Here is a 23366-nt window from a genome sequence, read left to right as displayed (position 1 = left end):
ACAGGAGAGCACGATGTCCGATAATCAAGACGACCAGAGCATGGATGACGACTGGGGCGCCGCCATTGCCGAGCAGGCCAAGGCGGAAGCCGACGCGCTGCAGAACCAGGCCGCCAGCGCCGCCGTGTTCAAGGATTTCTCGAACAAGGGCACCAAGCTCGATACGCCGAACGACATCGACTTCATCCTCGATATCCCGGTCCAGCTGACGGTCGAGCTTGGCCGCACCAAGATCGCCATCAAGAACCTGCTGCAGCTGGCGCAAGGTTCCGTGGTCGAACTCGACGGCCTGGCCGGCGAGCCGATGGACGTGCTGGTCAACGGCTGCCTGATCGCCCAGGGCGAGGTGGTGGTCGTCAACGACAAGTTCGGTATCCGCCTGACCGACATCATCACGCCGTCCGAGCGGATCAGAAAACTGAATAAATGATGGTCCGTTTCCTTCTCGCCGTCGCCGTCGCAGCAACATTTGCGGGCGGCGCGGCGCAGGCCCAGGCGCCGGCGGTCCAGCCGCCGGCCGCCACCGTCCCCGCCCCTGCCACCGCCACCGCGTCCGTCCCCGCCGAGCAGAACACCACCACCGCGCCCGGCCGCCCGGTCGTGGTGCAGCCGATGACGTCGGCGCCGGCCGCCGGCAGCCTGATCCAGACCATCCTGGCGCTGTGCGCCGTGCTCGGCCTGCTCGCGGTGCTGGCCTGGTTCATGAAGCGCTATGGCCCGAAGGCCATCGCCGGTTCGGCCCACGTACGCCTGGTCGGCGCCCTCAACCTTGGCGGGCGCGAGCGCATCATGGTGGTCGAAGTGGGCGACCAGTGGATCGTGGTGGGCGCCTCGCCCGGCCGCGTCAACGCGCTGGCGACGATGCCGCGCCAGGCCGCCTTTGACGCCGCCACCGCCGCGAATGCCAGCTTGCACCCGCACCAGCCACCGGCGTCCAGCTTTGCCGAATGGCTCAAACAGACGATCGACAAACGTAATGCGAAATAAGAAACTCCTGCTGGCGCTCGCCATCCCCGCGCTCGCCCTGCCCGCCTTGGCGTTCGCCGCGCCCGGCATTCCTGCTTTCACCAGTGCGCCGGCCGCCGGCGGCGGCACCGCCTATTCGCTGCCGGTGCAAACGCTGCTGTTGATGACGGCGCTGTCGTTCCTGCCGGCCGCGCTGTTGATGATGACCAGCTTTACCCGCATCATCATCGTGCTGTCGCTGCTGCGCCAGGCGCTCGGCACCCAGTCGGCGCCGCCGAACCAGGTGATGGTCGGGCTGGCGCTGTTTCTCACGCTGTTCGTCATGGGCCCGGTGTTCGACAAGATCTACACCGATGCTTACTTGCCGCTGCAGGAAAACAAGATTCAGATGAGCGAGGCGATGGACAAGGGCGTCGCGCCGCTGAAGGCGTTCATGACCAAGCAGACGCGCCAGTCCGACCTGGCGCTGTTCGTCAAGATTTCGCGCTCGCCGGCGCTGCAGGGCCCGGAAGACATCCCGCTGCGGATCCTGATCCCGGCGTTCGTCACCAGCGAACTGAAGACGGCGTTCCAGATCGGCTTCGCCATCTTCATTCCGTTTTTGATCATCGACATGGTGGTCGCCTCGGTGCTGATGTCGATGGGTATGATGATGATGTCGCCGGCGGTCATTTCGCTGCCGTTCAAGCTGATGCTGTTTGTGCTGGTCGACGGCTGGCAGCTCCTGCTCGGCTCGCTGTCTCAAAGTTTTTACTAGGGGAAGCGAGATGACTCCGGAAACCGTCATGACGATGGGCCGCAACGCGATGGAAGTGACGTTGATGGTGGCCGCGCCCATGTTGCTGGTGGCGCTGATCATCGGCCTGATCGTCAGCATCTTCCAGGCCGCCACGCAGATCAACGAAGCGACCTTGTCGTTCATCCCGAAACTGGTCGGCATTTTTGTCGCGCTGATCATCGCCGGGCCATGGATGCTGGCCGTCATGCTCGACTACATGCGCCAGGTATTCACCAGCATTCCCGGCCTGATCGGCTAGGCGCGCGGCGCCTTCCTTACCATGCTGACGCTTACCAGCGGCGAGATGAACACGTGGATCGCGGCCCTGTTGTGGCCGCTCACGCGCATCCTCGGGCTGATCGCCGCCTCGCCCCTGTTCGGCAACAGCAGCGTGCCGCAATCGATGAAAATTTCGCTCGGCGTGCTGCTGGCGATGATGATCGCGCCGGCCATTCCCGCGTTGCCGGCGGTCGACCCGATGTCGATGGCGGGCTTTCTGATCCTGTTGCAGGAGTTGCTGATCGGGCTGTCGATGGGCTTTGCCATGCGCATCGTGTTCGCCGCCATCGAGATGGCCGGCGAGGTGTCGAGCCTGACGATGGGCCTCGGCTTCGCCACCTTTTTCGACCCGCTGTCGAAGGGCCGGTCGTCGGCGGTGAGCCAGTTCCTGGCGCTGATCGCCACCATGGCGTTCCTGGCCGTCAATGCGCACCTGGTGCTGCTGGAGGCGCTGGCCGAAAGCTTCATCAGCATGCCGGTGTCGGCCACGCCGATGGCGGCCGGCGCGCCGCTCGAGCTGGCGCGCTGGGGCGCGCGCATCTTCAGCGCCGGACTGCAGCTGTCGTTGCCGATCGTCGCCGCGCTCTTGATCACCAACGTCGCTCTCGGCATCCTGACGCGCGCCGCGCCGCAGCTGAACATCTTCGGCATCGGCTTTCCGGTGTCGCTGGGCGTCGGGCTGCTGGTGATCAGCATGTCGCTGCCCTACCTGAGCGCGCCGATCCTGAACCTGTTCAACCAGGGCATCGAAGCGGCGCGCAGCCTGCCGCGCGCCGGCGCCGCGCGCACGCCGCCGCCGGCGCCGCCGCCGCCGCCGCGATCGTAAAGAGCGTCAACCTCGCGCAGCGGGGATGACGCTCTGGAGTGAGAGGGAAATTGTCGGGCGTTTCAGTAGCGCGACCGCCAAGGGACGACGCTATTGAAGCCGATGGGAAGTGACGCGGAGGTGGCGGCGCGCACCGCCCGTGCGGCTTTACCTGATGTAATTGAACAGCGACAAGCTCGAGATCGTCTTGAAGGACATCTGCGCCGCTTCCAGCGACGATTTCTGCTGCGAAAACTGGGTGATCGCCTTCAGCACGTCGAGCCCTTCCAGGTCCTGCAAGGTTGCCGTGTACTGGATGTCGGCGTCGTCGCCGGCCAGGTCGAGGGTGTCGAATTCCTTCATGCGCGAACCGACCGACGAGCGCACCGTCAGCACGTTGTCGAGCGCGGTGCTGAGGTTGCCGTTCGCTTCGGCCAGGCCAGCCGTCATCGCTTTCTTTTCGACGTCGGTGTTGGCCGGCGCGCGCAGCGTGTCGATCATCTTGCTCAGCGTCTGGAACAACGACTGGCGCTCGCTCGGCTTGACGCTGAAGTTGTCGGTGTTGGCCGGCGTGCCGGTGACCTCGAATTTCATGCCGCCAACCAGGATTGGCTGGCCGCTGGTGTATGGCACCGACGCCACCGCCGGCGCCGGCGGCACGGTCACGCCCATGGTCGTGTCGGTGATCACGTAGCTCACCTGTTCCGGCGTGCCCGGCACGGCAGGCACGACGGTGAAATCGATGCTGTAGGCATGGCCCGTCAGCTGGCGCGCGTCGGCCACGGTGCCGGCCGAAATGACCGCGCCGCCGGTGTTGGTGCCGCCGGCGCCGGTGACGAAGTTGCCGTTGCCGGTAGGCAGATTGGTAAACACCGAACTGCCCGAGTCGCCGATCGCCACCTTGCGCGACGCGGCGATCTGCAGCTGGGCCTGGCCCTGGTCGCCGTGGTAGTCGACGCCTTGCGACGTCTTGACGAATGGAACCGTGTTCGACTGGTAGCCGGAAAACACATAGCCGCCATTGCCGTCGGAACTGTTGGCCAGCGACATCAGGTCTTCGAGCCGGCCCTGCAGTTCGTTGGCGTAGGTGGTGCGGTCGCTGTTGTTGTTGGCGCCGCCGGCGGCCGCCACCGCGATCACCTGGACGTCCTGGATCAGCTGCTGCACGCCGGTCAGCGCAACTTCTTCCTGCGACAGCGCGGAGCGGGCGTTCTGCCGGTTCGTGGCGTACTGGGCATTGATCGATTGCGATTGCGTCACTTCCAGCGCGCGAGCGGCGGCGATCGGGTCGTCCGCCGCGCTGAGCATGCGCTTGTTGCTCGACAACTGCTGCTGCGTGCGCGCCAGCTGGCTTTGCAGGCTGCTGAGCTGGTTGGTCGACGTCGTGTACATCATATTGGTGCTGATACGCATGATCATCCTTGATTATCGTCCGAGCGACAGCAGCGTGTCGAACATGGTACTGGCAATCTGCATCACCTTGCCGGCGGCCTGGTAAGCCTGTTGGTATTTCAGCAAGTTGGCCGCTTCCTCATCGAGGTTGACGCCCGACACGCTCTGCTGCACCGCGTTCGCGCGCGCCAGCATCGATTCGCTCGCCAGGCCGTTGACCTGCACTTCGCGCGCCTTGTTGCCCACCGAGCTGACCAGCTGGGCAAAGCCGGCCTGGTAGGTCGCCGTACCCTTGTCGAGCAGCGGCTTGGAGGCCAGCTCGCCCATCAAGACCATGTTGCGGTTGTCGCCGACGCCGCCGCTGTTGCGCTTGACGGTGAACTGGTCGCCGTCGACCGGCAAGCCGCGCATCGTCATCGTCACGCCGCCGAATTCGTAGCTGGCGCCGGCGACGAACGGAATCACCGGCGCCGTGCCGGCCGTGTATTGCGTCTTGACGCCGGCGACGGTGACTTCCACCGTCTGGTTGTTAACAAAACCGCTCAGCTCGTTGGTGGCGGCGTTGTACTTGATCGTCACGGGCGCGAATGCCGGATTCGGCGGCAGGAAGTTGCCGTTGACGCTGCCGTCGCTGACGACCGCGTTGCCCTTGTTGCCCGTCCAGCCCGGTGGCGAAGCCGGCAACGGGCCGATGATCACCGGCGAGGCCGCGGCGATGTCGCCGACCTGGCGTGGCACGACGGCGAACTGGGCGGCGCCGTTGATGGTCGGGCGTACCAGGAACGCGTCGCCGCTGACTTCCTTGCCGGTAATGGTGAAGCTGATGCCGTCCTTGGAACCGACGTGCGCGCCCGACGGCGAATACGGCACAATCGTGACGTCGCGGTCGGACAGCCTGGTGATGGTGTAGGCGGCCTCCGAATCGTTCCACTCGACCATGTAGTCGCTGGTGGTCAGCATGCTCGGGTCGATCACCTGCGCGGTGACGTCGGAGGGCGGCGAATCTGGCGGCGCGCTGTTCATGTTCGCGCTGACCGACGCCGGCGCCACCTTGAACAGGTCGCCGCCGAGGTTGCCGGCGCTATCCTGGCCCATACGGTGCTGGGCATTGAAGCTGACGGCCATGCCGATGGCGACGCGGCCGATGGCATTTTGTGCGTGGTCGAGCGTGGTCGAGCGGAAATCGAGCAGGCCGCCCAGTTCGCCGCCGCCAAGCGATGCTGCCGACAGTTGCGTGACCCTGGTGCCGGTGACATAGCCCACTTCGAGACGGCTGCGGTCGCCCGGCGCCGGCGTCACCGCCAGTTCGAACGACTTGTTGCCCACTACCAGCGGCTGGCCGCTGCCGATCGACACCGTGATCGTGTTGTTGTCGCCGCGCATCGCAGTCGCCTTGATCTGCTTGTTCAAATCGAGCACGATCTGGTCGCGCTGGTCGAGCAGGTCGTTGGGGGCATGACCGGTAGAATTGCTCAGCGAGCTGATCTGGTCATTCAGCGTGGCGATCTGGGTCGCGTACGAATTGATCAGCGTGACGTTCGACGTGATCTGGCTGTTGACGCCGGAGCGCATTTCTTCGAGCTGGCCGTTGATGCCCTGGAAGCGGGCCGCCAGCGTTTCCGCGCTCGACAGGAAATTCTGGCGCGACGGCGTCGAGGCGGCGTTCGCACTCAGGCTTTGCACCGACTTGAAGAAATCCTGCAGCGCCGGCGACAGGCCGGACGTGGTGTTGGCCAGCAGGTTGTCGACCTGCGTGATCTGGGCATTGTAGGACGCCAGCGCGCTGGTGGTGCTTTGCGCGTTGCGTACCTGGACGTTGAGAAACTCGTCCGAATAACGCTTGATGTCGGCCACCTGGGTACCGCTGCCGACGAAGCCGTAGCCGGCGTCTTGTGCCGTCATGGTCGTTTGCACGGTCTGCTGTCGGCTATAGCCGGGCACGTGGGCGTTGGCGATGTTGTGGCCGGTCGTCGCCAGGCCTGCCTGCGCCGCGAACAACCCGGTCTTGCCGATACTGAGGAGATTTCCAGCCATGATGGATTCGATTCTGTTTGAATTCGTTACTCTACTCTACGGCAGATTTGCGGAAAACTTGACTTGCCGTAAACACAAGCCCGGTTTTGGCTAGCCGACCAGCGAGTGCGTGATGATGCGGCTAAGCTTGGCAGCGTACTGCGGATCGGTGGCGTAGCCCGCCTTTTGCAGGCCGCGCGCGAAGCTGGTGGCGTCGCCGGCGCTGGCCATGACCTGCTCGTAGCGCGGGTTCTTGCTGATCAGCCTGGCGTAATCCTTGAAGCCGTCGGCGTACGTGTCGTAGGCGCGGAACTTCTCGACCCTGGTCTGCGGCACGCCGTTGACGTACTCGGTCGTGACCGCGGTGGCAACCTTGCCTTTCCAGCCAGGACCGGCCTTGATGCCGAACAGGTTGTGGCTGGCGCTGCCGTCGGCGTTCTTGATCTCGCGCTTGCCCCAGCCCGACTCCAGCGCCGCCTGGCCGAGCATGAACTTGGCCGGGATGCCGGTGCTGCGGCTCGCTTCTTCGGCGTGGGCGCCGAGCTTGTCCTGGAACGAGCGCACGTGCGGTGCCTGCACGCGGCCCGACGCCGTCAGCGCCGCCGGTGCGGCCGCCGCCGACGCATTGTTGGCGGCGCGGTTGACGGCGCCGTTGACAGCGCCGGCGGCCGCGCCGTATTGGAGCGCGGCCGGCGACAGCACCGGCGGGCGCGACGGCGCCAGCAGCGCGCCGGGCGTCTTGAGCAGCCCGTCGGCCGCCATCGGCGCCGGCATCGCACTCGACGTCGGCACGTTCTGGTCGCCGCCGATGGCCAGCGCCTGCGCGTTGGTCGCCTGCGCCGTCAGCTGGCGGATCAGCACGTCGGCCAGGCCGACGCCGCGCTTGGCCATGTTCTGGCTCAGCTGCTGGTCGAGCATCGACGTAAACATCTTCGTCTGCTGGTTGTCGAGCATGCCTTCCTGCGGCGTGGCGTCGCGCATGCTCTTCATCATCATGTTGATGAACATCGCCTCGAACTGGGTGGCGGCGCCCTTCAGCGCTTCGGGCGAGCCAGCTTTGGCCGACTGTTTCAGTTCGCCCAGGCCCTTGGTGTCGAACGCGAGTTTGGACGACAGGTCGTTGGATGTCGGAATCATGGCGGCGCCTAGATGATCTCGAGCTCGGCGCGCAGCGAGCCGGCCGCCTTCAGCGCCTGCAGGATCGACAGCAAGTCTTGCGGCGAAGCGCCGATCGCGTTCATCGCCTTGACTACTTCGGCCAGCGAGGCGCCGCCCTTGACCATGACGACCTTGCCCGGATCCTTCTTCACTTCGACCTGGCTGGCCTGGGTGACAACAGTCCTGCCGCGGCTGCCCGGCGCCGGCTGGCTCACCTGCGGCTCCGGGCTGATCGTCACCGACAGGTTGCCGTGCGAAATGGCGCAGCTCTCCAGGGTCACCGCCTGGTTCATCACGACCGAGCCGGTGCGCGCGTTCATGATCACCTTGGCGTTGGCGGTGGCCGGGTTCACTTCGAGCGACTCGAGGATGCCGAGAAAGGCGACGCGCTGGTCGGACGACGACGGCGAGCGCACGCGGATGACGCGCCCGTCCAGCGCGGTAGCGATGTCCGGGCCGAAATGGTTGTTGATCGCTTCGACGACCCGGCTGGCGGTCATGAAGTCGGTGGTATTGAGCTCGAGGCGGATCTGGTTGTCGGCGCCAAGGCTGTTGGCGACAGCGCGCTCGACGGTGGCGCCGCCGGAAATCTTGCCCACCGCGAGGTGGTTGACCTGCACCACGGCGCCGCCGGCGGCAGCGCCGACGCCGCCGACCAGCACGTTACCCTGAGCCATTGCGTAGACCTGCTGGTCGGCGCCGTGCAGCGGCGTCATCACCAGGGTGCCGCCGCGCAGGCTCTTGGCGTTGCCGATCGACGACACGGTGATGTCGATCGTCTGGCCCGGCTGAGCGAACGCCGGCAGCGAGGCGGTGACCATCACGGCGGCGACGTTTTTCAGCTGCAAGGTGGTGCCGGCCGGCAGGTTGACGCCCTTTTGCTGCAGCATCGCCATGATCGACTGCACCGTAAACGGCGTCTGCGTGGTCTGGTCGCCGGTGCCATCCAGGCCGACGACGATGCCGTAGCCGGACAACTGGTTCTGGCGCACGCCGGCGATGCTGGCGAGGTCCTTCAGGCGCTCGGCGTGGGCGAGCGGCGCCAGCAGTGCCGTTGAGACCAGCGCGCAGGCAATGGCGGCGAAAAAGCGCATCGGGATTCCCATCAGAATGGCAGCAGCGACTGGAAGAAGCGCGACACCATCGCCGTCATTTCCGCGCGGTCGATCTGGCTGTTGGTGCGGTACTCGATGCGGGCATCGGCGACCTGGGTCGACGCCACCGTGTTGCCGGCGCCAATCGTATCCGGGCTGACCATGCCGGAGAAGCGGATGAACTCGACGCCCTTGTTGAGCGCGATCTGCTTCTCGCCGGCGACGATCAGGTTGCCGTTGGAAAGCACCTCCGTCACCGTCACGCCGATGACGCCGGAAAACGTGTTGGTGGCGCTCTGGTTGTCGCCGTCGGCAAACTTGTTGGCCGCATTGGCCGCCACGTTGACGCCGAGCCGGCTCTGCAACAGGCCGGGGGCGTTGAAGCTGACCGAGCCGGACTTGCTGCCGGAACTGGCGCCGGCCTTCATCGCGTTGGTGCGCTCGGTGATGCTGATGGTGAGCATGTCGCCGATGTGGCGCGCGCGCCGGTCTTCGAACATCGGCTTGTAGGCCGCCGCCTGGTAGATGGCGCCATTGCTGGCCAGCGCAGGTTCCGGCAGCATCGGCCGCACGCTGGTGGGACGCTGCACGATCGAGGTCGGGGTGGCCGAGCAGCCGGCCAGCGCCAGCAGCGCGAGAATAGTGAGCGATTTCATAACTGGGACAGCTTTTGCAGCATCTGGTCGGAGGTGGTGATCGCCTTGCTGTTGATCTCGTAGGCGCGCTGGGTCTGGATCATGCTGACCATTTCCTCGACCACGTTGACGTTCGAGGTCTCGACATAGCCCTGCATCAGCACGCCGGCGCCGTTGGTGCCTGGCGTGTTGGTGTTGGCGGTGCCGGAGGCGCCCGTCTCGACGTACAGGTTCTCGCCCTTCGACTCCAGCCCGGCCGCGTTGACGAACGTGGTCAGTTGCAAGCTGCCCACCTGCGACGGCGTATTGGTGCCGGGCAGGGTCACCGACACGACGCCGTCGCGGCCGATCGTGATCGACTGCGCGTTGGGCGGAATGGTAATGGCCGGCTGCACCACGTAGCCGGACGACGTTACCAGCTGGCCATTGGCGTCGGTCTGGAACGAACCGTCGCGGGTGTAGGCCGCGGTGCCATCAGGCAGCAGCACCGACAGGAAGCCGGCGCCATTGATCATCACGTCGCGCGAATTGCCGGTGCTCTGGGGATTGCCCTGGGTGAAGATGCGTTCGGTGGCGACGGCGCGCACGCCGGTGCCGATCTGCAGGCCCGACGGCAAGTTGGTCTGCTGCGACGACTGCGCGCCCGGCTGGCGTATGTTCTGGTACAACAAGTCCTCGAACACGGCGCGCGAACGCTTGAAGCCGTTGGTGCTGACGTTGGCCAGGTTATTGGTGATGACGTCCAGGTTGGTCTGCTGTGCTTCCAGGCCACTCTTGGCGATAAATAGGGAACGGATCATTTGATTCTCCAGTAACGTGGCAGACGAACACCGCCATGCACACGTTAATTATGCCTTGGAGAAACTCAACTCAAAGCGAGGATCTGGGTTGCTTTCGCCGCGTTATTCTCGGCGTTCTTCATCAGCGACATTTGGGTGTCGAAAGAACGTGCCAAAGCGATCATGTTGACCATCATGTCGACCGGGCTGACGTTGCTGCCCTCGAGCGTGCCGCCGGCCACCACCACGGCCGGATCGGCCGGCGCGGCGGCGCCGTCGCGCAGCCGGAACAGGCCGTCGTCGCCGCGCACCAGGTCGGCCTCGGGCGGGTTGACCAGCTTCAGGCGCCCCAGCACGGCCGCCGCGCCCGGCGTGGCGCCGGCCGCCACCGTCGAGACGGTGCCGTCGCCGCCGATCGTCACCATCACCTCCGGCGGCACCGTGATCGGGCCGCCCTCGCCGGCGATGTTAAAGCCGCCGGCGCTTTGCAGCACGCCGTTGGCATTGGTCTGCAAGGCGCCGTTGCGGGTGTACGCTTCGGTGCCGTCGGGCATCTGCACGGCCAGCCAGCCCTTGCCGCGCACCGCCACGTCGAGGTCGCGTCCGGTCATCTGGATGGCGCCGCTGTCGAAATTGGCGCCGGCGGTCGAATTGACGACGAAGGCGCGCGTCGGCAAGCCGCCGGACTCGACCTGCACCGCGCGAAACGCATCGATCTGCGCGCGAAAACCGGTGGTGCTGACGTTGGCCAGGTTGTGCGCCGTCGTCGCCTGCTGCTCCAGGATGTGCTTGGCGCCGCTGGCGGCCGTGTAGATTAAACGATCCATCTGCTCCCTCTTGAAAAAATACCGGTGCGTTTGACCTTGCTTGAGCTGCGCTTAGCGCAGGTTCACCAGCGTCTGCAGCACCGAGTCCTGGGTCTTGATGGTCTGCGCATTGGCCTGGTAGACGCGCTGCGCGGTGATCATGTTGACCAGCTCGGCCGTCAGGTCGACGTTCGAGTTTTCCACCGCCGACGATTGCAGCACGCCGAGGCTGCCGGTGGTCGGCGCGCCGACCAGCGGCACGCCGGATGCGGACGTTTCGGCCCACGCATTGTTCCCCAGTGGCGACAGGCCGTTCGGGTTGGCGAAGTTGGCCAGCACGATCTGGCCCAGCGCCTGCGACTGGCCGTTGCTGTACTGCCCGAGGATCCTGCCGTCGGCGCTGGCGGCAAAGCGCTGCAGGGTGCCGGCGGTATAGCCGTCCTGGCTCGATTTCTTTTCACTGGTGGGCGCGCCGTACTGCGACGAGCCGGTGAAGTTGAGCGTGACCGACAGCACCGCGGCGGCGCCGGTCGGTGGGAAAATCGGCAGGTCGACCTGGATTGGCGCGCTCGCGGCGATCAGCGAACCTTTCGAGTCGAACTTCAGGCGGGCGACCGGTTCCGGCTTCATGCTGACGGCGGCGGCGATATCCCTGTCGACGGCTTCCGGCGTGTTGCTCTGCACCCGCGCGGAGTCGTCGCCGGCGGTGGTGATGGCAGTTGCCTGCACAGCGTCGCCGCCGGCCAGGCTCGAGGCCGCGGCCACGGCGTCGCCGGCCGCGTCGGCGTAAGCGATCAAGGCGTTGCGCAGCTGCGCCGGGGTCGATGCGGGGTCGGCCGCCAGCGTGCGCCAGGCGCCGCGCTTGGCAGTGATGTCGTCAAGCACCACCGTGCCAGTGCCCTGAGCGGCCGAGGCGACCGCCAGGCTGTTCACTTCGGTGCCATCGTTTGCGACGTAGACGTCCCATTCGCCGGCGTCGGTGCGCACGTAAAACGACGACATCACGTGTGGATTGCCGAGCGTGTCGTAGACGTCGATCGGGATTTGCTTGTTATAGGTGTTTGGATCGCTGGCGTCGAACGGGTTCTTGACCGGGTTCAGCGAGCGGGAATCGAGGTTCAGCTGGGTATCGATCCTGGTGGTGGCGACCGGCTTCAGGTCGGCCGTATTGACCTGGATTGGTACGGGCGAGCCGGCCAGTATGCCGCCGGTGGCGCTGGTGGCGTAGCCGGTCAGCTTGGCGCCCTGGGCGTTGACCATGAAGCCGTCTTTATCGAGCGAGAACTGGCCATTGCGCGAGTATTGCGTGGCGCCGGCGACGGTGGTGCGGAAAAAGCCGGCGCCGTTGATGGCGATGTCGAGCGGGTTGGCCGACGACTCGACGTTACCTTGGGTAAATTGCTGGGCGATCTGAGACACCTTGGTGCCGATGCCGGCCTGGTTACCGCCTGCGCCGTTGAGCGAATTGGCGTAGACGTCGGCGAACTGCGCCTGCGAGCCCTTGAAGCCGACGGTGCTGGCGTTGGCGATGTTGTTGCCGATGACGTCGAGCGATTTCGCCGCGCCGTTCAAGCCGCTAAGTCCTTGTTGGAAAGACATGATGTTCTCCTGGTAAAAGTTATTGTAAACGGCCGGGCTTACAGAATTTGCCTGATATCAGCCATCGACACGACACCCGAGGTGGGCAGGTTCAGTTGGACGCCGTTCTTGGCGCTGGTGGTGACACTGGCGACGGTGTCGAACGACAGCGCCTTGACATCCTTGAGCACTTCCTCGCCGCGGGTGGCGACGATACGGATCAGGTATTTGCCGTCCTTCAGCGCGACCGGCAAGCCGTCGGCGCCGACCTTGGTGGCATCGACCACGCCGTCCCACGGCAGCGGGATGATGCCCGCCTTCTGCGCTCCGAGGTCGATCGTCTGCACGTCCTTGCCGGTGCTCGGGTCGGTAACGATCAGCTTGACGCTGTCGGCGTCGCTGCCGACGTCGACGCCCATGATGCCCTTGCCCTGGTACAGGTCGACGTGGCCGCCTTCGACCAGCACGCCGTGGCCGATCATGTTGGCCGCCTGCAGCGCTTCGGACGACACGTAGCTCGCCTTGAGCGACTCGAGCGTCGTGTTCAGCTTGTTGACGCCGGTGACGGTCGACAGTTGCGCCAGCTGGCTGGTGAGCTGCGCGTTGTCGAGCGGATTCATCGGATCCTGGTTCTTCAGCTGGGTGACGAGCAAGGTCAGGAACTTGTTGGTGTCGGCCTCGACGCTGCCTTCGGCGGCGGCCGCCTTCTTCGGGTTGACCGCGTTGAGCAGGTCTTGCGAGACGAACGGGGGAGCGGTATTGACGGTTGCCATAAAAGCCTAAAGTGGGTTATTGACCGAGCGTCAAGGTCTTGAGCAGCAAGGTCTTGGCCGCATTCATCGTTTCGACGTTGGTCTGGTACGAGCGCGACGCCGACAGCATGTTGACCATCTCGTCGACCACGTTGACGTTGGGCATCGCCACATAGCCCTTGGCGTCGGCCATCGGGTGCTTCGGGTCGTACACCTGCTTGAGCGGGCTTGGATCGTCGACCACCTGCGCCACCTTCACCGCGGTGCCGCCGGCGTCGAGCGGGACCGCTTCGAACACGACCTGCTTGGCGCGGTAGGCCTGGCCGCTGGCGCTGGTGGCGCTGTCGGCATTGGCCAGGTTCGAGGCGACCGTGTTGAGCCGCTGCGCCTGGGCGCTCATGGCCGAACCGGACACGTTAAAGATATTAAACAGCGACATGGTTACTGGCCTCCCTGGATCGCCGCGAGGATGCCGCGGATCTGGTGATTGATCATCGTGATGCCCGCTTCGTAGCGCAAGGCGTTGTCGGCGAACTGGTTGCGCTCGACATCCATGTCGACCGTGTTGCCGTCGACGGCGCCCTGCACCACGCCGCGGTATTTCAGCGCCGTGCCGTCGGGCAGCATGTCGCCGGTCTTGCCGGCGCCGCCGATGTGGCTCGCCGACGTCGCCGCCATCACGCCGGCCGCCGGCGCGCTGCGCGCCATCACGCCTTGCAGCGCGCTGGCAAAGTCGATGTCGCGTGCCTTGTAGTTAGGCGTGTCGGCGTTGGCGATGTTCGATGCGAGCACTTGCTGGCGCTGTGAGCGCAGGCTCAGCGCGGCTTCGTTGAAACGCATGTAGTCGTCGAGTTTGCCAATCATGTCAGCTCCAGGTGGGTCAAGGCGCCAGGCTGGCGGCAATGATCTTGTTATGACAGGATCGATCATACGGCGGCCGGCACCGACTCAATCGAAAGAGGAAGATGGGCAAAGCGCGGCTATTCGATGTTTCACCGGGGAATCATGCGATCTACCATGGCATCACTCGAACAGGCAGTCCCTTCATGAAACCGACCCTCTTTACCGCTCTCTTTCTCGCTTCCTCGCTGGCCTTCGGGCAGCAGGGGGCCAGCCCGCGCCAGGACCTTTCGGCGCTGCGCGCCGTCGCCGAGCAGTTCCTGCAGGCGCAAAGCGCCGGCATGCCCGGCCAGGTGCAAGTCGAGGTCGGCGCCATCGACCCGCGCATGAGCCTGGCCGCGTGCGCGGCGCCGCAGGCCTTCCAGCAGCCCGGCGCGCGGCCGTGGGGCAAGACCACGGTCGGCGTGCGCTGCGCGGCCCCGACCGCGTGGACGGTATATATTCAAGCCAGGGTGGCGGTGCACGGCGAGTATGTTGCCGCCGCCGTGCCGCTGGCGCAGGGCCAGCCGATCACGCAGTCGCAGCTGGTCGTCATGAGCGGCGACCTGGCGGCGCTGCCGGCCGGTGTGGTCACCGACATGGCGCAGGCGATCGGGCGCAGCGCGACGATGTCGCTGCCGTCGGGCGCGCCGCTGCGGCTCGACGCGCTGCGCAGCAAGCCGGTGGTGCAGAGCGGCCAGCAGGTGCGCGTGGTGTCGAGCGGGGCCGGCTTCAAGGTGTCGACCGAGGCGCGCGCGATCGGCAATGCCGGCGAAGGCCAGGTGGTGCAGGTACGCACCGCCGCCGGCGCCATCCTCAGTGGCGTGGCGCAAGCGGGAGGCCTGGTCGAAGTGGTTTTTTGAACTTTCGTTTCGGAAAATCCATTGATGTGCGCTAAAGTTTGGGACGGCATCGCCGTTACTTACGCATATCCCGGAGTTTGATGCTCTGGTCAGAGAAGGATACCGCTGTGAAAATTAACGATACATTAAAGACAACCCCTGGACTGCCGGCGGCAAATACGCCCGCAGCCGGATCGAAAGGCACCGAACGTGCCGCCGGCGCCAATGCGGCACCGAGCGACAACGTGCGCCTGTCTTCGCAGGGCCAGGCCCTGGCCGCTACCGCCGGCGCCAGCGCCGTGTTCGACACCAAGAAAGTCGAACGCATCAAGCTGGCAATTGCCGACGGCCAGTTCCAGGTCAATTCAGAAAAAGTGGCGGACGGCTTGCTGGAAACAGTGCGCGACCTGCTGCATTCCCGCAAACGGTAAAACACCATGCCCAGCCCGACGACCACCCTGCCCGACGAACAACACCTGATCGCATCGCTGATCGAGTTGATGAAACAGGAACAACAGTTCCTGGTCAAGGCTGACACTGACGGGCTCGACCAGATCACTCCGCAAAAAGCCGAGCTGGTGCAGCAAGCCGCGCGGATGGCCAGCGTCCGTCACCAGGCGCTCGGCGCCGCCGGCGTTGCCGCCAGTGAAGCCGGCATGGAAGACTGGCTGGCCAGCAGCGGCGACGCCGCTGCGCGCGCCGCATGGGTCACCTTGCTCGATCTGGTGCGCGAAGGGAAAGAACTGAACCGCGTCAACGGCATGCTCGTCAACAAGCAGATGACCAACACCCAGGTGGTGATCAACGCGATGCGCACGCCGACCGGCGGCAGCGACGCCGGCGTCTACGGCCCCAGCGGCCAGACCGGCGCCGGCGGACCGTCGCGCCGCTTCGTCGTCGGCTGACCTGGGCCCGCAGGTCAGACCCCTACCGCGCCGCAATACCCTTGCGTTTTAACGCGTGCGCGCCAGATAAATTTTACTTCCCCGCAGCGATCCGTGATCATCAACTGATGAGTTTGTCACATCTACGGAGACCAGCATGAACCATATCTTTAGGGCAGGTATCGCGGCATTGACGGTTGCCGTGTGCGTCGGCGCGCAGGCGGCGTCGAACGGCATCGCCGTCAGCATCAGCACCGACAAGTCATCGCTCGGCAAATCCGACGACGTCGTCGTCACCGTCACGCTGACCAACACCTCGGCCACTCCCCAGGCGGTGCTGCGGTGGCACACGCCGTTCGGCGGCGAGATCGAAGAGCCGCTGTTCGATATCCGGCGCGACGGCGCCAAGGTGCCCTACCTCGGCGCGCGCTACAAGCGCCCCGCCCCCACCGCGGCTGATTATTACGTGCTGGCGCCGGGCGCGTCGCGCAGCGCCCGCGTCGAACTGTCGAGCCTGTACGAGATGAGCGTGACCGGCGACTACACGATCCGCTACGACACCGAGTCGCTGACCTTGTTCAATCCGCACGTCAACGGCCGCGGCACCGTGGCGCAGCGATTCGGCGAACTGAAGTCGCAGCCACTGACCTTGTTCATCGACGCCCGCCTGCCGCGCGGCGCGGTCAGCCAGCCGGCGCCGGAGCTCGACGCCGCGCGCGGCAGCGGCGCCAGCTTGTCGTTTGCCAAATGCAGCGCCTCGCAGCAGAGCGCGCTGACGACGGCGGTGGCGGCCGGGCGCGCGATGGCCGACGATGGCGAGCGCTACCTGATGGCGCGCAAACTGCTCGGGCCGCGCTATACCAACTGGTTCGGCGCCAGCGACCCGGCGCGTCAGGCCACGGTGCGCGGCAACTTCGCCGCCATCAAGGACGCGTTTGCCACCAGGCCGGTGACGGTCGATTGCGGCTGCAACAAACCGTATTTCGCCTACGTCTATCCGACCAAGCCATACGCAATCTACGTGTGCCGCGCGTTCTGGACGGCGCCGATGACCGGCACCGATTCGAAAGGCGGCACGATGGTGCACGAGATGAGCCACTTCAACGTCGTCGCCGCCACCGATGACTGGGTGTATGGGCAGGAAGGCGCGGCCAGCCTGGCCATCAGCGACCCGGCCAGGGCCGTCAACAACGCCGACTCCCACGAGTATTTCGGCGAGAACACGCCGGCGCTGGACTAATTACTGTTTGCCGACGTGGGCGAACATCGTTGCCCCAGGCTCGACCGGCGTAGTCTGGTCGAGCTTTTTCAGGTCGGCGACGTAGTGGCCGCTGTGGTGGAGCTGATAGGCGCGCCGGCCCGGCAAGAAGGCGTAGGCGTCGGTGATGTCGATCAGGTTCTGATGGCGCGTGTGCGGCTTGACCGCCAGAAAGTCTTCCTTGCCGAGCGGGCCGCGCTTGACCATCGGGCCGATGTAGTTGAGCGGGTCGCCGTTGGAACTGTCGCGCACCTCGAAGTAGTTGCCGAACAACTCCTTGTCGGAGGCGACCGAGCGCGGCACGTAGATCGTGTGTTCGCTCTGGTTGTCGAACGTCAGGCGCACCAGCACCTTGCCGTCGCGCGATTCGACCTTGACCATTTCGTGGACCATGTCCCTCACCCCATCCTTCGCCGCCGCGCTGGCGGTCAGCATGAATGCTGCGCCCAGCAGCACCGTGTTTGCTACCTTCGTTGCCAGACCCATTGCTGCTCCTTCGCTGAATAAGGCGGCATTCTGTGCCGGTGCCTTGGCGCTGCCAAGCCCAGTTGCGCATGGTTACAATCACGCCGCCGCAACGCTGGTGTCAGGTCTGACATTCGGACATTTCCACGTCAGAATGTCCGAATGTCAGACCTGACACCCGAACTTGATCGGCTAGCGGGTGGGGATTTCGGTGGTGGTGTCGGGCAACGCCGACAGGATCGTCACCGCCACGCGGCGATTGCGGGCGCGGCCGTCTGGATCGGTATTCGCGGCCACCGGAATGTTGGCGCCGTGGCCGATGACGGTCATGCGCGTTTCCGGCACGCCGGCCTCGGCAAACAGGCGCACCACGCTGCTCGCGCGCGAGGCCGACAGTTCCCAGTTCGACGGGAACAGCGGGCTGCGGATCGGCGCGGTGTCGGTGTGGCCTTCGACCTGCAGCGCATGCGGATCGTTCTTCAGCAATACCGCCAGCGCCAGCAGCGCTTCCTTCGAGCTGGCATTGAGCATCGCGTCGCCCGAATCGAACAGCACGCTGGCATTGATTTCGACGCTGACGCCGCGGCTGTTCTGCGTCACCCGCACCTTGCCTTCCTTTACCAGCGGCGCCAGGGTCGACGTCAGGTCGCGCGCCAGCAACGTCAACAGCTCGCGCTCGCGCCGCATCGCTTCGGCGCGCCGCCGGCCGGCCAGGTTCGGCAGCGAAATGCTCGGCTGGATCTCGTCGACCATTTTTGGCGCCACCCGCTTGCCGCCGAAGGCGTCGCCGAGCGCGTTGGAAAACACCCGGTACTTGCCTTCGTTGACCACCGAAATGGCGTACATGACGACGAAAAATGCGAACAGCAAGGTGATGAAGTCGGCGTACGAAATGAGCCAGCGTTCGTGGCTTTCGGTTTCTTCGTCGAATTTCTTGCGCGCCATGACGTCCGGCTACGGTCGCGACATCAGGCTGGCCACACGCTCGTCGATGACGCGCGAATGGTCGCCGCTGGCGATGTCGTAGAACACGTCGGTGAGGATTTCGTACTGGGTCACCGTCTCGGCGACGATGCTTTTGAGCTTGTTGGCCACTGGATAAAAGAACAGGTTGGCCAGGCCGACGCCGTACACGGTCGAAACGAACGCGACGGCAATGCCGGCGCCCAGCTTGGACGGGTCGGTCAGGTTTTCCATTACGTGGATCAGGCCGAGGACGGCGCCGAGGATGCCGATGGTCGGCGAATAGCCGGCCGCCGCCTCCCAGATCTTGACCGCCTGGCGCTGGCCGAATTCATACGCCGTCACTTCCGTCTCGAGCAGCCCGCGCAGCTTGTCCGGATGGATGCCGTCGATCATCAGGCGCAAGCCTTTCTGGACGAACTTGTCGGTCGAGTCGAGCATGTGCTGCTCGAGCGAGAGCAGGCCGTCGCGCCGCGCGTGCAGGCTCCACAGCGCGATGTCGCGCGCCAGCTTGGCGCGCTGGCTCGGCGGCGGCCGGAACACCCAGCGCAGCATGCGCATGCCGCGCGTAAAGGTCGGCGCCTCGGTCTGCAGCAGCACCGCACCGAAGGTGCCGATGACGACGATGGCGAACGCGGCCGGCTGCAGCAGCGAAGCGAGCTTGCCGCCGTCGAGGCCGTGCCCGATGAACAGCCCGGCCAGCGCGAGGGCTATGCCAATTACGCTGGCCCAGTCCACGCCTGCTCCCGTAATGCCGCACGCAACCGCGCCACCGCCTGCGTGTGCAGCTGCGACACGCGCGATTCAGACACACCCATGACGGCGCCGATTTCCTTCAGGTTCATTTCTTCCTCGTAGTACAGGCCCATCAGCATCTTTTCGCGCGGCGGCAGGTTGTCGATCGCATCGACCACGGCCTGGCGGAAGTCGCCGTCGAGCAGGCTGCGCAATGGATCGGCATCGTCGACCGCATAGCGGTCGAGGAAGTTGTCGTTGCCTTCGTTATCGTGGAAATCTTCGTAGTACACCAACTGGTGGCCGCCGCCGTCGCCGAGCATGTCCTGGTATTCCGACAGCGACAGCTTGAGCAGCTTGGCCACTTCCGATTCGGTCGGCGGATGGCCGAGCTTTTGCTGCAGCGAACTCATCGCCGCTTCGATCTTGCGCATGTTTTGCCGCATCGAGCGCGGCAGCCAGTCGCTGTTGCGCAGCTCGTCGAGCATGGCGCCGCGGATGCGCAGCACCGCATACGTTTCGAACTGGGCGCCGTGGGTTTCTTCATAGCGGCTGATGGCGTCGAGCAGGCCGATCATGCCGGCCTGGATCAGGTCGTCCACTTCCACGCTCGGCGGCAGCTTTGCCTTCATGTGGTGGGCGAGACGCTTCACCAGCGGCATATGATCCGTCAGCAAGTGATTCTTGTCCGCTTTCCCTTTGACCGTGTACATGGTTAAACTTTGTTATCAAGAGCCAAAACGGGTGTTCCCCCCTGTCCGACCGAGCTGAGGCATTCCAGACAGGGCAAAGCGCCCTGCCAGGCGGCGAAACGCAACCGATGCGCCCGCCAGCGGGAACGCATCGACTACCGCGCGCCCGAGACGCGCGGCGCGTTGCAGATATTCGTCGGCCGGAACCGAACCCATCGAGATGAGCTGGACCGCGAGATACCGACTTGCCGCGGAACACATATTATCGTATACCACCTTTGCTTCGATTTCGGAAGCGCCCGTCACCAGGATGCCGAACGGGCGGCGCCCGAGTTGCTGCGACAGCCGCTTGATCAGGCTGTAGGCGGCGGTGATCGAGGCGGCCGACGTCGACACCTGCACGACGATCTCGGAGCTGTCCATGATCGGCACCGGGAAGCTGTCGTCGTCGGAGAATTCGCCGTCGACGATGACGATGCCGGTCTGCTTGACCAGCACGTCGAAACTCTTGGCCAGGCGGCGCAGCTCGTCGGGGCCGGGACGCTGGGCGCCCTGGCCGCGTTTCAGGCTGGCCACGCCGAAGCCTTGCGGCACCTGGTGGATCACTTCATTGAGGCCGCATTCCTGGCGCGCCACCTGCAGCAAGGACACGCCGCGGTCGACGCCGAGGCGCTGGGCGACGCCGTACTCGTGCAGGCAGGCATCGACGATCAGCACGTCGTTGCCGGCGCGCGCCAGCGAAGCGCCGAGGTTGACCAGCATCGCGCCCTTGTCGTCCTGGGCGGTGGCGGAAAGAAAGGTAACGATGCGCGGCTTCGGGCCGGCGAGCATCCGGCGCAGGCCTTCGGCCTGGTCAAAATCGAAATTAGCCAAGGGACACCCCGCGCAGGCTGCGATCGTTGGCGGCGTTGCCGGCTTGCGCCATCAGCAGCGGCAGCTCGTTGTCGGCGTACTGGGTGGCGGCGTTGTCGCGCGTCAGGCGGAAGGCGCGGTCGACCAGCATGGCGCGGTCGGCCAGGTGCAGGTCTTCCGGCACGCGCTGGCCGTTCGAGATATAGAACAGGCGCAGCTTCTGGCGGATCACGACGTCGAGCACGTTGCCGATCGAGGCCGCTTCATCCATCTTCGTCATGATGCAGCCGGCCAGGCCACTGCCCTGGTAGGCACGCACAACCTCGTTGAGCGTTTCGTTGGTCGACGTGGCGTTCAGGCACAGCAGGCGTTTGACGTCGGCGCCGGACTCGCTCAGCATGGCAACTTGCTCGGTGACCATCTGGTCGCGCTGCGACACGCCGACCGTGTCGATCAGTACGGTGTGCTTGTTGCGCAATTCTTTCAGGGCGATGCGCAGGTCCGCTTCGTCCTTGACCGAGTGCACCATCACGCCGAGAATCTTGCCGTAGATGCGCAGTTGTTCGTGGCCGCCGATACGATAGGCGTCGGTGGTGATCAGGGCCAGCTTTTCCGGGCCGTGGCGCATCACGCAGCGCGCCGCCAGCTTGGCCGTGCTGGTGGTCTTGCCGACGCCGGTCGGGCCCACCAGGGCAAACACGCCGCCCTTTTCCAGCACTTCGTCCTCGTCCGTCATGCTCGTCAGGTTACGGCACAGTACCGTCTTAATCCAGCGCATGCTCTCGGCCGCGTCCTTACCGGACGGCATTTTCTCGATCAGGTAGCGCGCCAGCGTGGCGGAAAAGCCGGCCGCCAGCATTTCGCGCAGCACGCCGGCTTTTTCCGGCTCGCGCTGCTGGGTGGTGCCCCACGAGATCGCCGCCAGCTGGGTTTCCATCAGGCCGCGCATGGCGCGAATTTCGCTCATCATGCCGGACATCTCGGCGGCGGCGGTGTCTTTGGCGTGGGCGATGGCGGCGGCCATCATCGAGCTCATCTGGGCCATGTCGACGCTGTCGGGCTGCGGCAGCGGCGCGCGGCGATTGGCGTAGCCCTCAGGCGGCGTGATGTGTTGCAGGGCCGGCGCAGGCTGGGCCATCTCGGTGCCGTGCGCCGGCGACGAGATCGAGGCGACGTCGTCGTTGGCGAGGGCGAGGATCTCGACGACGCCATCGACCGGGCGATTCGACAGGATTACCGCATCCGGACCGAGGGCGTCGCGCACTTTGCGCAGGGCTTCACGCGAGGTGGCGGCGGTAAATTTTTTGACATTCATCGATCAACTCCTGGGTACCTGCGCTGCGTGCCTCAAATGAGCCACTGCAACTTCTCACAGTCACAAGTATCGACGATGCCGCACGGAAACCATCTGGCGAAAAGGTGGGTGAAAGTGCAGCTATTCGCGCGCGCCGGGGCCAAGCGCGGACGCCATGGTGAGGATCATTCGGTCAGGGTGACGATCCGCACGCGCCGGTTTTCGGCGGCGGCCGGGTGTTCCTTGTTCAGCTGCTCGGTGTCGCCCTTGCCGAGCGCGACCAGCCGCGCCGGGGCGACGCGCAGCTGGCCGACCAGGTGCTCGCGCACCGCCTGCGCGCGTTCCTGCGACAGCCTCATGTTGCGCTCGCCGGTGCCGCGCGCATCAGCATGCCCCTCTATATTGAAACGGAACTGCGCCAACTGCGCCGAATTGAGGGCGATGGCCAGATTGCTCAGGATCCGCTTCGAGTCGGCCGACAGGGTGCTCGACTCGGTCTCGAAGGTGATCATCACCGAGGCGCTGGCCGGTTTCGCCGCCACTTTGGCCGGCGCTGCCGCGGCGCCGCCGCCGCCTTCCGGCTCGCTCTTCATCACCTTCAGGCTGCGGCTTCGCCGCTCCTGCGGCAGCGGCGCCTCGCGCGCCGGCGTCAGCGCGTCGAGAAACGTCTGCGCTGTCGCGTCGCTTTTCAGGACGTCATGCGTCTGCGCCGCCGACGGCGCGCCCATCATCAGCAGCGCGCCAGCGATGCACGCCACGCCCAACTTACCAGCAATGCCTGACATATGACCTCCAAGAAAAAACAGCTTAACAACGCGACAACTACCTGGCCGCGACCTCTTCGATGCGCATCAGCGTGGCGCCGTAGCCGGCATCGCACCCGGCCGCGCCGGCGCAAACCGGGGTGCCGGCCAGCACCGGCGCCGCCGCCGGCGTCGCCGCCCAGGCGCGGCGTGCCTGCGCGAGATCGAAGCTTGGCATGGTGTCCCCGCTGCTCAGCCCGACGGCAGCGAAGTCGCGCGGCGCGCGCGAGACCATGACGAGTACGTGATTGACGCCCGGCGGGCCGGCGGCGCCAATCTGCCAGCTGTCGCGCGGCAAGTTCACCGTGGCGTCGGCGGCGATGCGGTTGTCGCGGTCGATCCCGTTCGGCAGCAGCAGCTGCATCTGCTCGCTGCCGGTGCCGACGAAGAACACGTACAGGTGGCCCGCTTCGCTCGATGTGACGCGGAACTGCATCAGGTCCTTGCCGATGACGATGCGTTCCTTCTGGGCCAGGGTGTTTACCGATATCAGCGGGTCGCGGTGGCGGACGATGTCGTCGAGGCCGGCAAGCGCGGTGAACGGCGCGCGCGCGGCGGCGGCGGCGGCGGCCGGCGCCGGCAGCGCCGCCGGCGCGGCGGCGCGGCTGGCGTACCACGCCGCGCCGGCGGCCAGCAACAGTGCCCCGGCCGCCGCGGCGCGCAC

28 protein-coding genes are annotated in these 23366 nt (G+C 65.5%); 9 read left to right on the top strand and 19 right to left on the bottom strand.

Features of this window, described 5'->3' with window-relative positions; translation table 11 throughout:
* Positions 1-13 precede the first annotated feature (13 nt).
* From fliN to fliR, 5 genes are read left to right on the top strand one after another with little or no spacing between them, the layout of a single operon-like run.
* Positions 14-430, top strand: coding sequence for a flagellar motor switch protein FliN (gene fliN / locus CR105_RS19075; protein ID WP_099791107.1), 417 nt, complete (start codon positions 14-16; stop codon positions 428-430).
* Positions 427-987 (top strand): flagellar biosynthetic protein FliO, encoded by a 561-nt coding sequence (gene fliO / locus CR105_RS19070; protein ID WP_099791105.1) that lies wholly within the window; start codon positions 427-429, stop codon positions 985-987. Before fliN ends, fliO begins: the two co-directional genes overlap by 4 nt.
* A complete protein-coding gene (gene fliP / locus CR105_RS19065) occupies positions 977-1723 on the top strand; it encodes a flagellar type III secretion system pore protein FliP (protein ID WP_099791103.1) in 747 nt (248 codons plus the stop codon). Before fliO ends, fliP begins: the two co-directional genes overlap by 11 nt.
* A gap of 10 nt (positions 1724-1733) precedes the next feature.
* Complete coding sequence (fliQ, locus tag CR105_RS19060; protein WP_099791101.1) at positions 1734-2003, top strand: flagellar biosynthesis protein FliQ; 270 nt, start codon at positions 1734-1736, stop codon at positions 2001-2003.
* 21 nt (positions 2004-2024) lie between these two features.
* Complete coding sequence (gene fliR, locus CR105_RS19055) at positions 2025-2849, top strand: flagellar biosynthetic protein FliR (RefSeq protein WP_099791099.1); 825 nt, start codon at positions 2025-2027, stop codon at positions 2847-2849.
* Between the two features lie 147 nt (positions 2850-2996).
* Here fliR and flgL read toward each other — a convergent pair whose 3' ends face one another.
* The 11 genes from flgL to flgB form a co-directional block, all read right to left on the bottom strand.
* On the bottom strand, positions 2997-4241 hold the full coding sequence (gene flgL, locus CR105_RS19050; RefSeq protein WP_099791280.1) for a flagellar hook-associated protein FlgL: 1245 nt from the start codon (positions 4239-4241) through the stop codon (positions 2997-2999).
* Positions 4242-4253: 12 nt separating this feature from the next.
* Complete coding sequence (flgK, locus tag CR105_RS19045; protein ID WP_099791097.1) at positions 4254-6254, bottom strand: flagellar hook-associated protein FlgK; 2001 nt, start codon at positions 6252-6254, stop codon at positions 4254-4256.
* A 90-nt stretch (positions 6255-6344) separates the two neighbouring features.
* A complete protein-coding gene (gene flgJ, locus CR105_RS19040) occupies positions 6345-7370 on the bottom strand; it encodes a flagellar assembly peptidoglycan hydrolase FlgJ (protein ID WP_099791095.1) in 1026 nt (341 codons plus the stop codon).
* Positions 7371-7378: 8 nt separating this feature from the next.
* Positions 7379-8485, bottom strand: coding sequence for a flagellar basal body P-ring protein FlgI (locus CR105_RS19035; protein ID WP_099791093.1), 1107 nt, complete (start codon positions 8483-8485; stop codon positions 7379-7381).
* 11 nt (positions 8486-8496) lie between these two features.
* Complete coding sequence (locus tag CR105_RS19030; RefSeq protein WP_099791091.1) at positions 8497-9141, bottom strand: flagellar basal body L-ring protein FlgH; 645 nt, start codon at positions 9139-9141, stop codon at positions 8497-8499.
* Positions 9138-9920: a flagellar basal-body rod protein FlgG gene (flgG, locus tag CR105_RS19025; protein WP_099791089.1), complete on the bottom strand. Its 783-nt coding sequence runs from the start codon at positions 9918-9920 to the stop codon at positions 9138-9140. Before flgG ends, CR105_RS19030 begins: the two co-directional genes overlap by 4 nt.
* A gap of 65 nt (positions 9921-9985) precedes the next feature.
* A complete protein-coding gene (gene flgF / locus CR105_RS19020) occupies positions 9986-10726 on the bottom strand; it encodes a flagellar basal-body rod protein FlgF (protein WP_099791087.1) in 741 nt (246 codons plus the stop codon).
* A gap of 51 nt (positions 10727-10777) precedes the next feature.
* Positions 10778-12304, bottom strand: coding sequence for a flagellar hook protein FlgE (locus CR105_RS19015; protein WP_099791085.1), 1527 nt, complete (start codon positions 12302-12304; stop codon positions 10778-10780).
* A 38-nt stretch (positions 12305-12342) separates the two neighbouring features.
* Complete coding sequence (locus CR105_RS19010) at positions 12343-13056, bottom strand: flagellar hook assembly protein FlgD (RefSeq protein WP_099791083.1); 714 nt, start codon at positions 13054-13056, stop codon at positions 12343-12345.
* Between the two features lie 16 nt (positions 13057-13072).
* Entirely contained in the window at positions 13073-13474 is a 402-nt protein-coding gene (gene flgC / locus CR105_RS19005; protein WP_099791081.1) for a flagellar basal body rod protein FlgC, read from the bottom strand.
* Between the two features lie 2 nt (positions 13475-13476).
* Positions 13477-13899, bottom strand: coding sequence for a flagellar basal body rod protein FlgB (flgB, locus tag CR105_RS19000; RefSeq protein WP_099791079.1), 423 nt, complete (start codon positions 13897-13899; stop codon positions 13477-13479).
* 182 nt (positions 13900-14081) lie between these two features.
* On the opposite strand from flgB, the gene flgA reads away from it, so the two are divergent.
* The 4 genes from flgA to CR105_RS18980 all read left to right on the top strand — a co-directional run bounded on the left by flgA (position 14082) and on the right by CR105_RS18980 (position 16880).
* The gene (flgA, locus tag CR105_RS18995) at positions 14082-14777 is read left to right on the top strand and encodes a flagellar basal body P-ring formation chaperone FlgA (RefSeq protein WP_099791077.1); all 696 of its coding nucleotides are present in this window, start codon (positions 14082-14084) and stop codon (positions 14775-14777) included.
* A gap of 107 nt (positions 14778-14884) precedes the next feature.
* Positions 14885-15187, top strand: coding sequence for a flagellar biosynthesis anti-sigma factor FlgM (gene flgM / locus CR105_RS18990; RefSeq protein WP_099791075.1), 303 nt, complete (start codon positions 14885-14887; stop codon positions 15185-15187).
* A gap of 6 nt (positions 15188-15193) precedes the next feature.
* Complete coding sequence (locus CR105_RS18985; protein ID WP_099791074.1) at positions 15194-15661, top strand: flagella synthesis protein FlgN; 468 nt, start codon at positions 15194-15196, stop codon at positions 15659-15661.
* A 136-nt stretch (positions 15662-15797) separates the two neighbouring features.
* A complete protein-coding gene (locus CR105_RS18980) occupies positions 15798-16880 on the top strand; it encodes a M35 family metalloendopeptidase (RefSeq protein WP_099791072.1) in 1083 nt (360 codons plus the stop codon).
* Here the strand turns inward: CR105_RS18980 and CR105_RS18975 are convergent, their stop codons facing one another.
* The 8 genes from CR105_RS18975 to CR105_RS18940 form a co-directional block, all read right to left on the bottom strand.
* Positions 16881-17384 (bottom strand): hypothetical protein, encoded by a 504-nt coding sequence (locus CR105_RS18975; RefSeq protein ID WP_099791070.1) that lies wholly within the window; start codon positions 17382-17384, stop codon positions 16881-16883. It lies immediately after the preceding gene.
* 171 nt (positions 17385-17555) lie between these two features.
* The gene (motD, locus tag CR105_RS18970) at positions 17556-18308 is read right to left on the bottom strand and encodes a flagellar motor protein MotD (RefSeq protein ID WP_099791069.1); all 753 of its coding nucleotides are present in this window, start codon (positions 18306-18308) and stop codon (positions 17556-17558) included.
* Between the two features lie 9 nt (positions 18309-18317).
* A complete protein-coding gene (locus CR105_RS18965) occupies positions 18318-19064 on the bottom strand; it encodes a flagellar motor protein (RefSeq protein ID WP_099791067.1) in 747 nt (248 codons plus the stop codon).
* Positions 19046-19774 (bottom strand): RNA polymerase sigma factor FliA, encoded by a 729-nt coding sequence (locus CR105_RS18960; protein ID WP_099791065.1) that lies wholly within the window; start codon positions 19772-19774, stop codon positions 19046-19048. Before CR105_RS18960 ends, CR105_RS18965 begins: the two co-directional genes overlap by 19 nt.
* 15 nt (positions 19775-19789) lie before the next feature.
* Positions 19790-20626 (bottom strand): MinD/ParA family ATP-binding protein, encoded by an 837-nt coding sequence (locus tag CR105_RS18955; RefSeq protein WP_099791063.1) that lies wholly within the window; start codon positions 20624-20626, stop codon positions 19790-19792.
* On the bottom strand, positions 20619-21920 hold the full coding sequence (gene flhF / locus CR105_RS18950) for a flagellar biosynthesis GTPase FlhF (protein WP_099791061.1): 1302 nt from the start codon (positions 21918-21920) through the stop codon (positions 20619-20621). The genes CR105_RS18955 and flhF overlap by 8 nt, the downstream gene beginning before the upstream one ends.
* A gap of 164 nt (positions 21921-22084) precedes the next feature.
* The gene (locus tag CR105_RS18945; RefSeq protein WP_099791059.1) at positions 22085-22684 is read right to left on the bottom strand and encodes an OmpA family protein; all 600 of its coding nucleotides are present in this window, start codon (positions 22682-22684) and stop codon (positions 22085-22087) included.
* Positions 22685-22721: 37 nt separating this feature from the next.
* The coding region (locus CR105_RS18940) for a DUF4384 domain-containing protein (protein WP_143752793.1) at positions 22722-23366 on the bottom strand (645 nt) is incomplete at its 5' end.

It is taken from the genome of Massilia eurypsychrophila, from assembly GCF_002760655.1.
Lineage (GTDB): Bacteria > Pseudomonadota > Gammaproteobacteria > Burkholderiales > Burkholderiaceae_D > JAFCUW01.
This window is presented reverse-complemented; position numbering and strand designations above follow the sequence as displayed.

Coding starts and splice junctions, on each gene's coding strand:
- fliR (WP_099791099.1), top strand. CDS start 2,025: ATGCTGACGCTTACCAGCGGCGAGATGAACACGTGGATCGCGGCCCTG.
- motD (WP_099791069.1), bottom strand. CDS start 18,308: ATGGCGCGCAAGAAATTCGACGAAGAAACCGAAAGCCACGAACGCTGG.
- CR105_RS18945 (WP_099791059.1), bottom strand. CDS start 22,684: ATGTCAGGCATTGCTGGTAAGTTGGGCGTGGCGTGCATCGCTGGCGCG.
- flgG (WP_099791089.1), bottom strand. CDS start 9,920: ATGATCCGTTCCCTATTTATCGCCAAGAGTGGCCTGGAAGCACAGCAG.
- flgC (WP_099791081.1), bottom strand. CDS start 13,474: ATGTCGCTGTTTAATATCTTTAACGTGTCCGGTTCGGCCATGAGCGCC.
- flgK (WP_099791097.1), bottom strand. CDS start 6,254: ATGGCTGGAAATCTCCTCAGTATCGGCAAGACCGGGTTGTTCGCGGCG.
- fliQ (WP_099791101.1), top strand. CDS start 1,734: ATGACTCCGGAAACCGTCATGACGATGGGCCGCAACGCGATGGAAGTG.
- flgL (WP_099791280.1), bottom strand. CDS start 4,241: ATGCGTATCAGCACCAATATGATGTACACGACGTCGACCAACCAGCTC.
- CR105_RS19015 (WP_099791085.1), bottom strand. CDS start 12,304: ATGTCTTTCCAACAAGGACTTAGCGGCTTGAACGGCGCGGCGAAATCG.
- flgB (WP_099791079.1), bottom strand. CDS start 13,899: ATGATTGGCAAACTCGACGACTACATGCGTTTCAACGAAGCCGCGCTG.
- flgF (WP_099791087.1), bottom strand. CDS start 10,726: ATGGATCGTTTAATCTACACGGCCGCCAGCGGCGCCAAGCACATCCTG.
- CR105_RS18980 (WP_099791072.1), top strand. CDS start 15,798: ATGAACCATATCTTTAGGGCAGGTATCGCGGCATTGACGGTTGCCGTG.
- fliN (WP_099791107.1), top strand. CDS start 14: ATGTCCGATAATCAAGACGACCAGAGCATGGATGACGACTGGGGCGCC.
- flhF (WP_099791061.1), bottom strand. CDS start 21,920: ATGAATGTCAAAAAATTTACCGCCGCCACCTCGCGTGAAGCCCTGCGC.
- flgJ (WP_099791095.1), bottom strand. CDS start 7,370: ATGATTCCGACATCCAACGACCTGTCGTCCAAACTCGCGTTCGACACC.
- CR105_RS19010 (WP_099791083.1), bottom strand. CDS start 13,056: ATGGCAACCGTCAATACCGCTCCCCCGTTCGTCTCGCAAGACCTGCTC.
- CR105_RS18975 (WP_099791070.1), bottom strand. CDS start 17,384: ATGGGTCTGGCAACGAAGGTAGCAAACACGGTGCTGCTGGGCGCAGCA.
- CR105_RS18960 (WP_099791065.1), bottom strand. CDS start 19,774: ATGTACACGGTCAAAGGGAAAGCGGACAAGAATCACTTGCTGACGGAT.
- fliO (WP_099791105.1), top strand. CDS start 427: ATGATGGTCCGTTTCCTTCTCGCCGTCGCCGTCGCAGCAACATTTGCG.
- CR105_RS18985 (WP_099791074.1), top strand. CDS start 15,194: ATGCCCAGCCCGACGACCACCCTGCCCGACGAACAACACCTGATCGCA.
- CR105_RS19035 (WP_099791093.1), bottom strand. CDS start 8,485: ATGCGCTTTTTCGCCGCCATTGCCTGCGCGCTGGTCTCAACGGCACTG.
- fliP (WP_099791103.1), top strand. CDS start 977: ATGCGAAATAAGAAACTCCTGCTGGCGCTCGCCATCCCCGCGCTCGCC.
- CR105_RS19030 (WP_099791091.1), bottom strand. CDS start 9,141: ATGAAATCGCTCACTATTCTCGCGCTGCTGGCGCTGGCCGGCTGCTCG.
- flgA (WP_099791077.1), top strand. CDS start 14,082: ATGAAACCGACCCTCTTTACCGCTCTCTTTCTCGCTTCCTCGCTGGCC.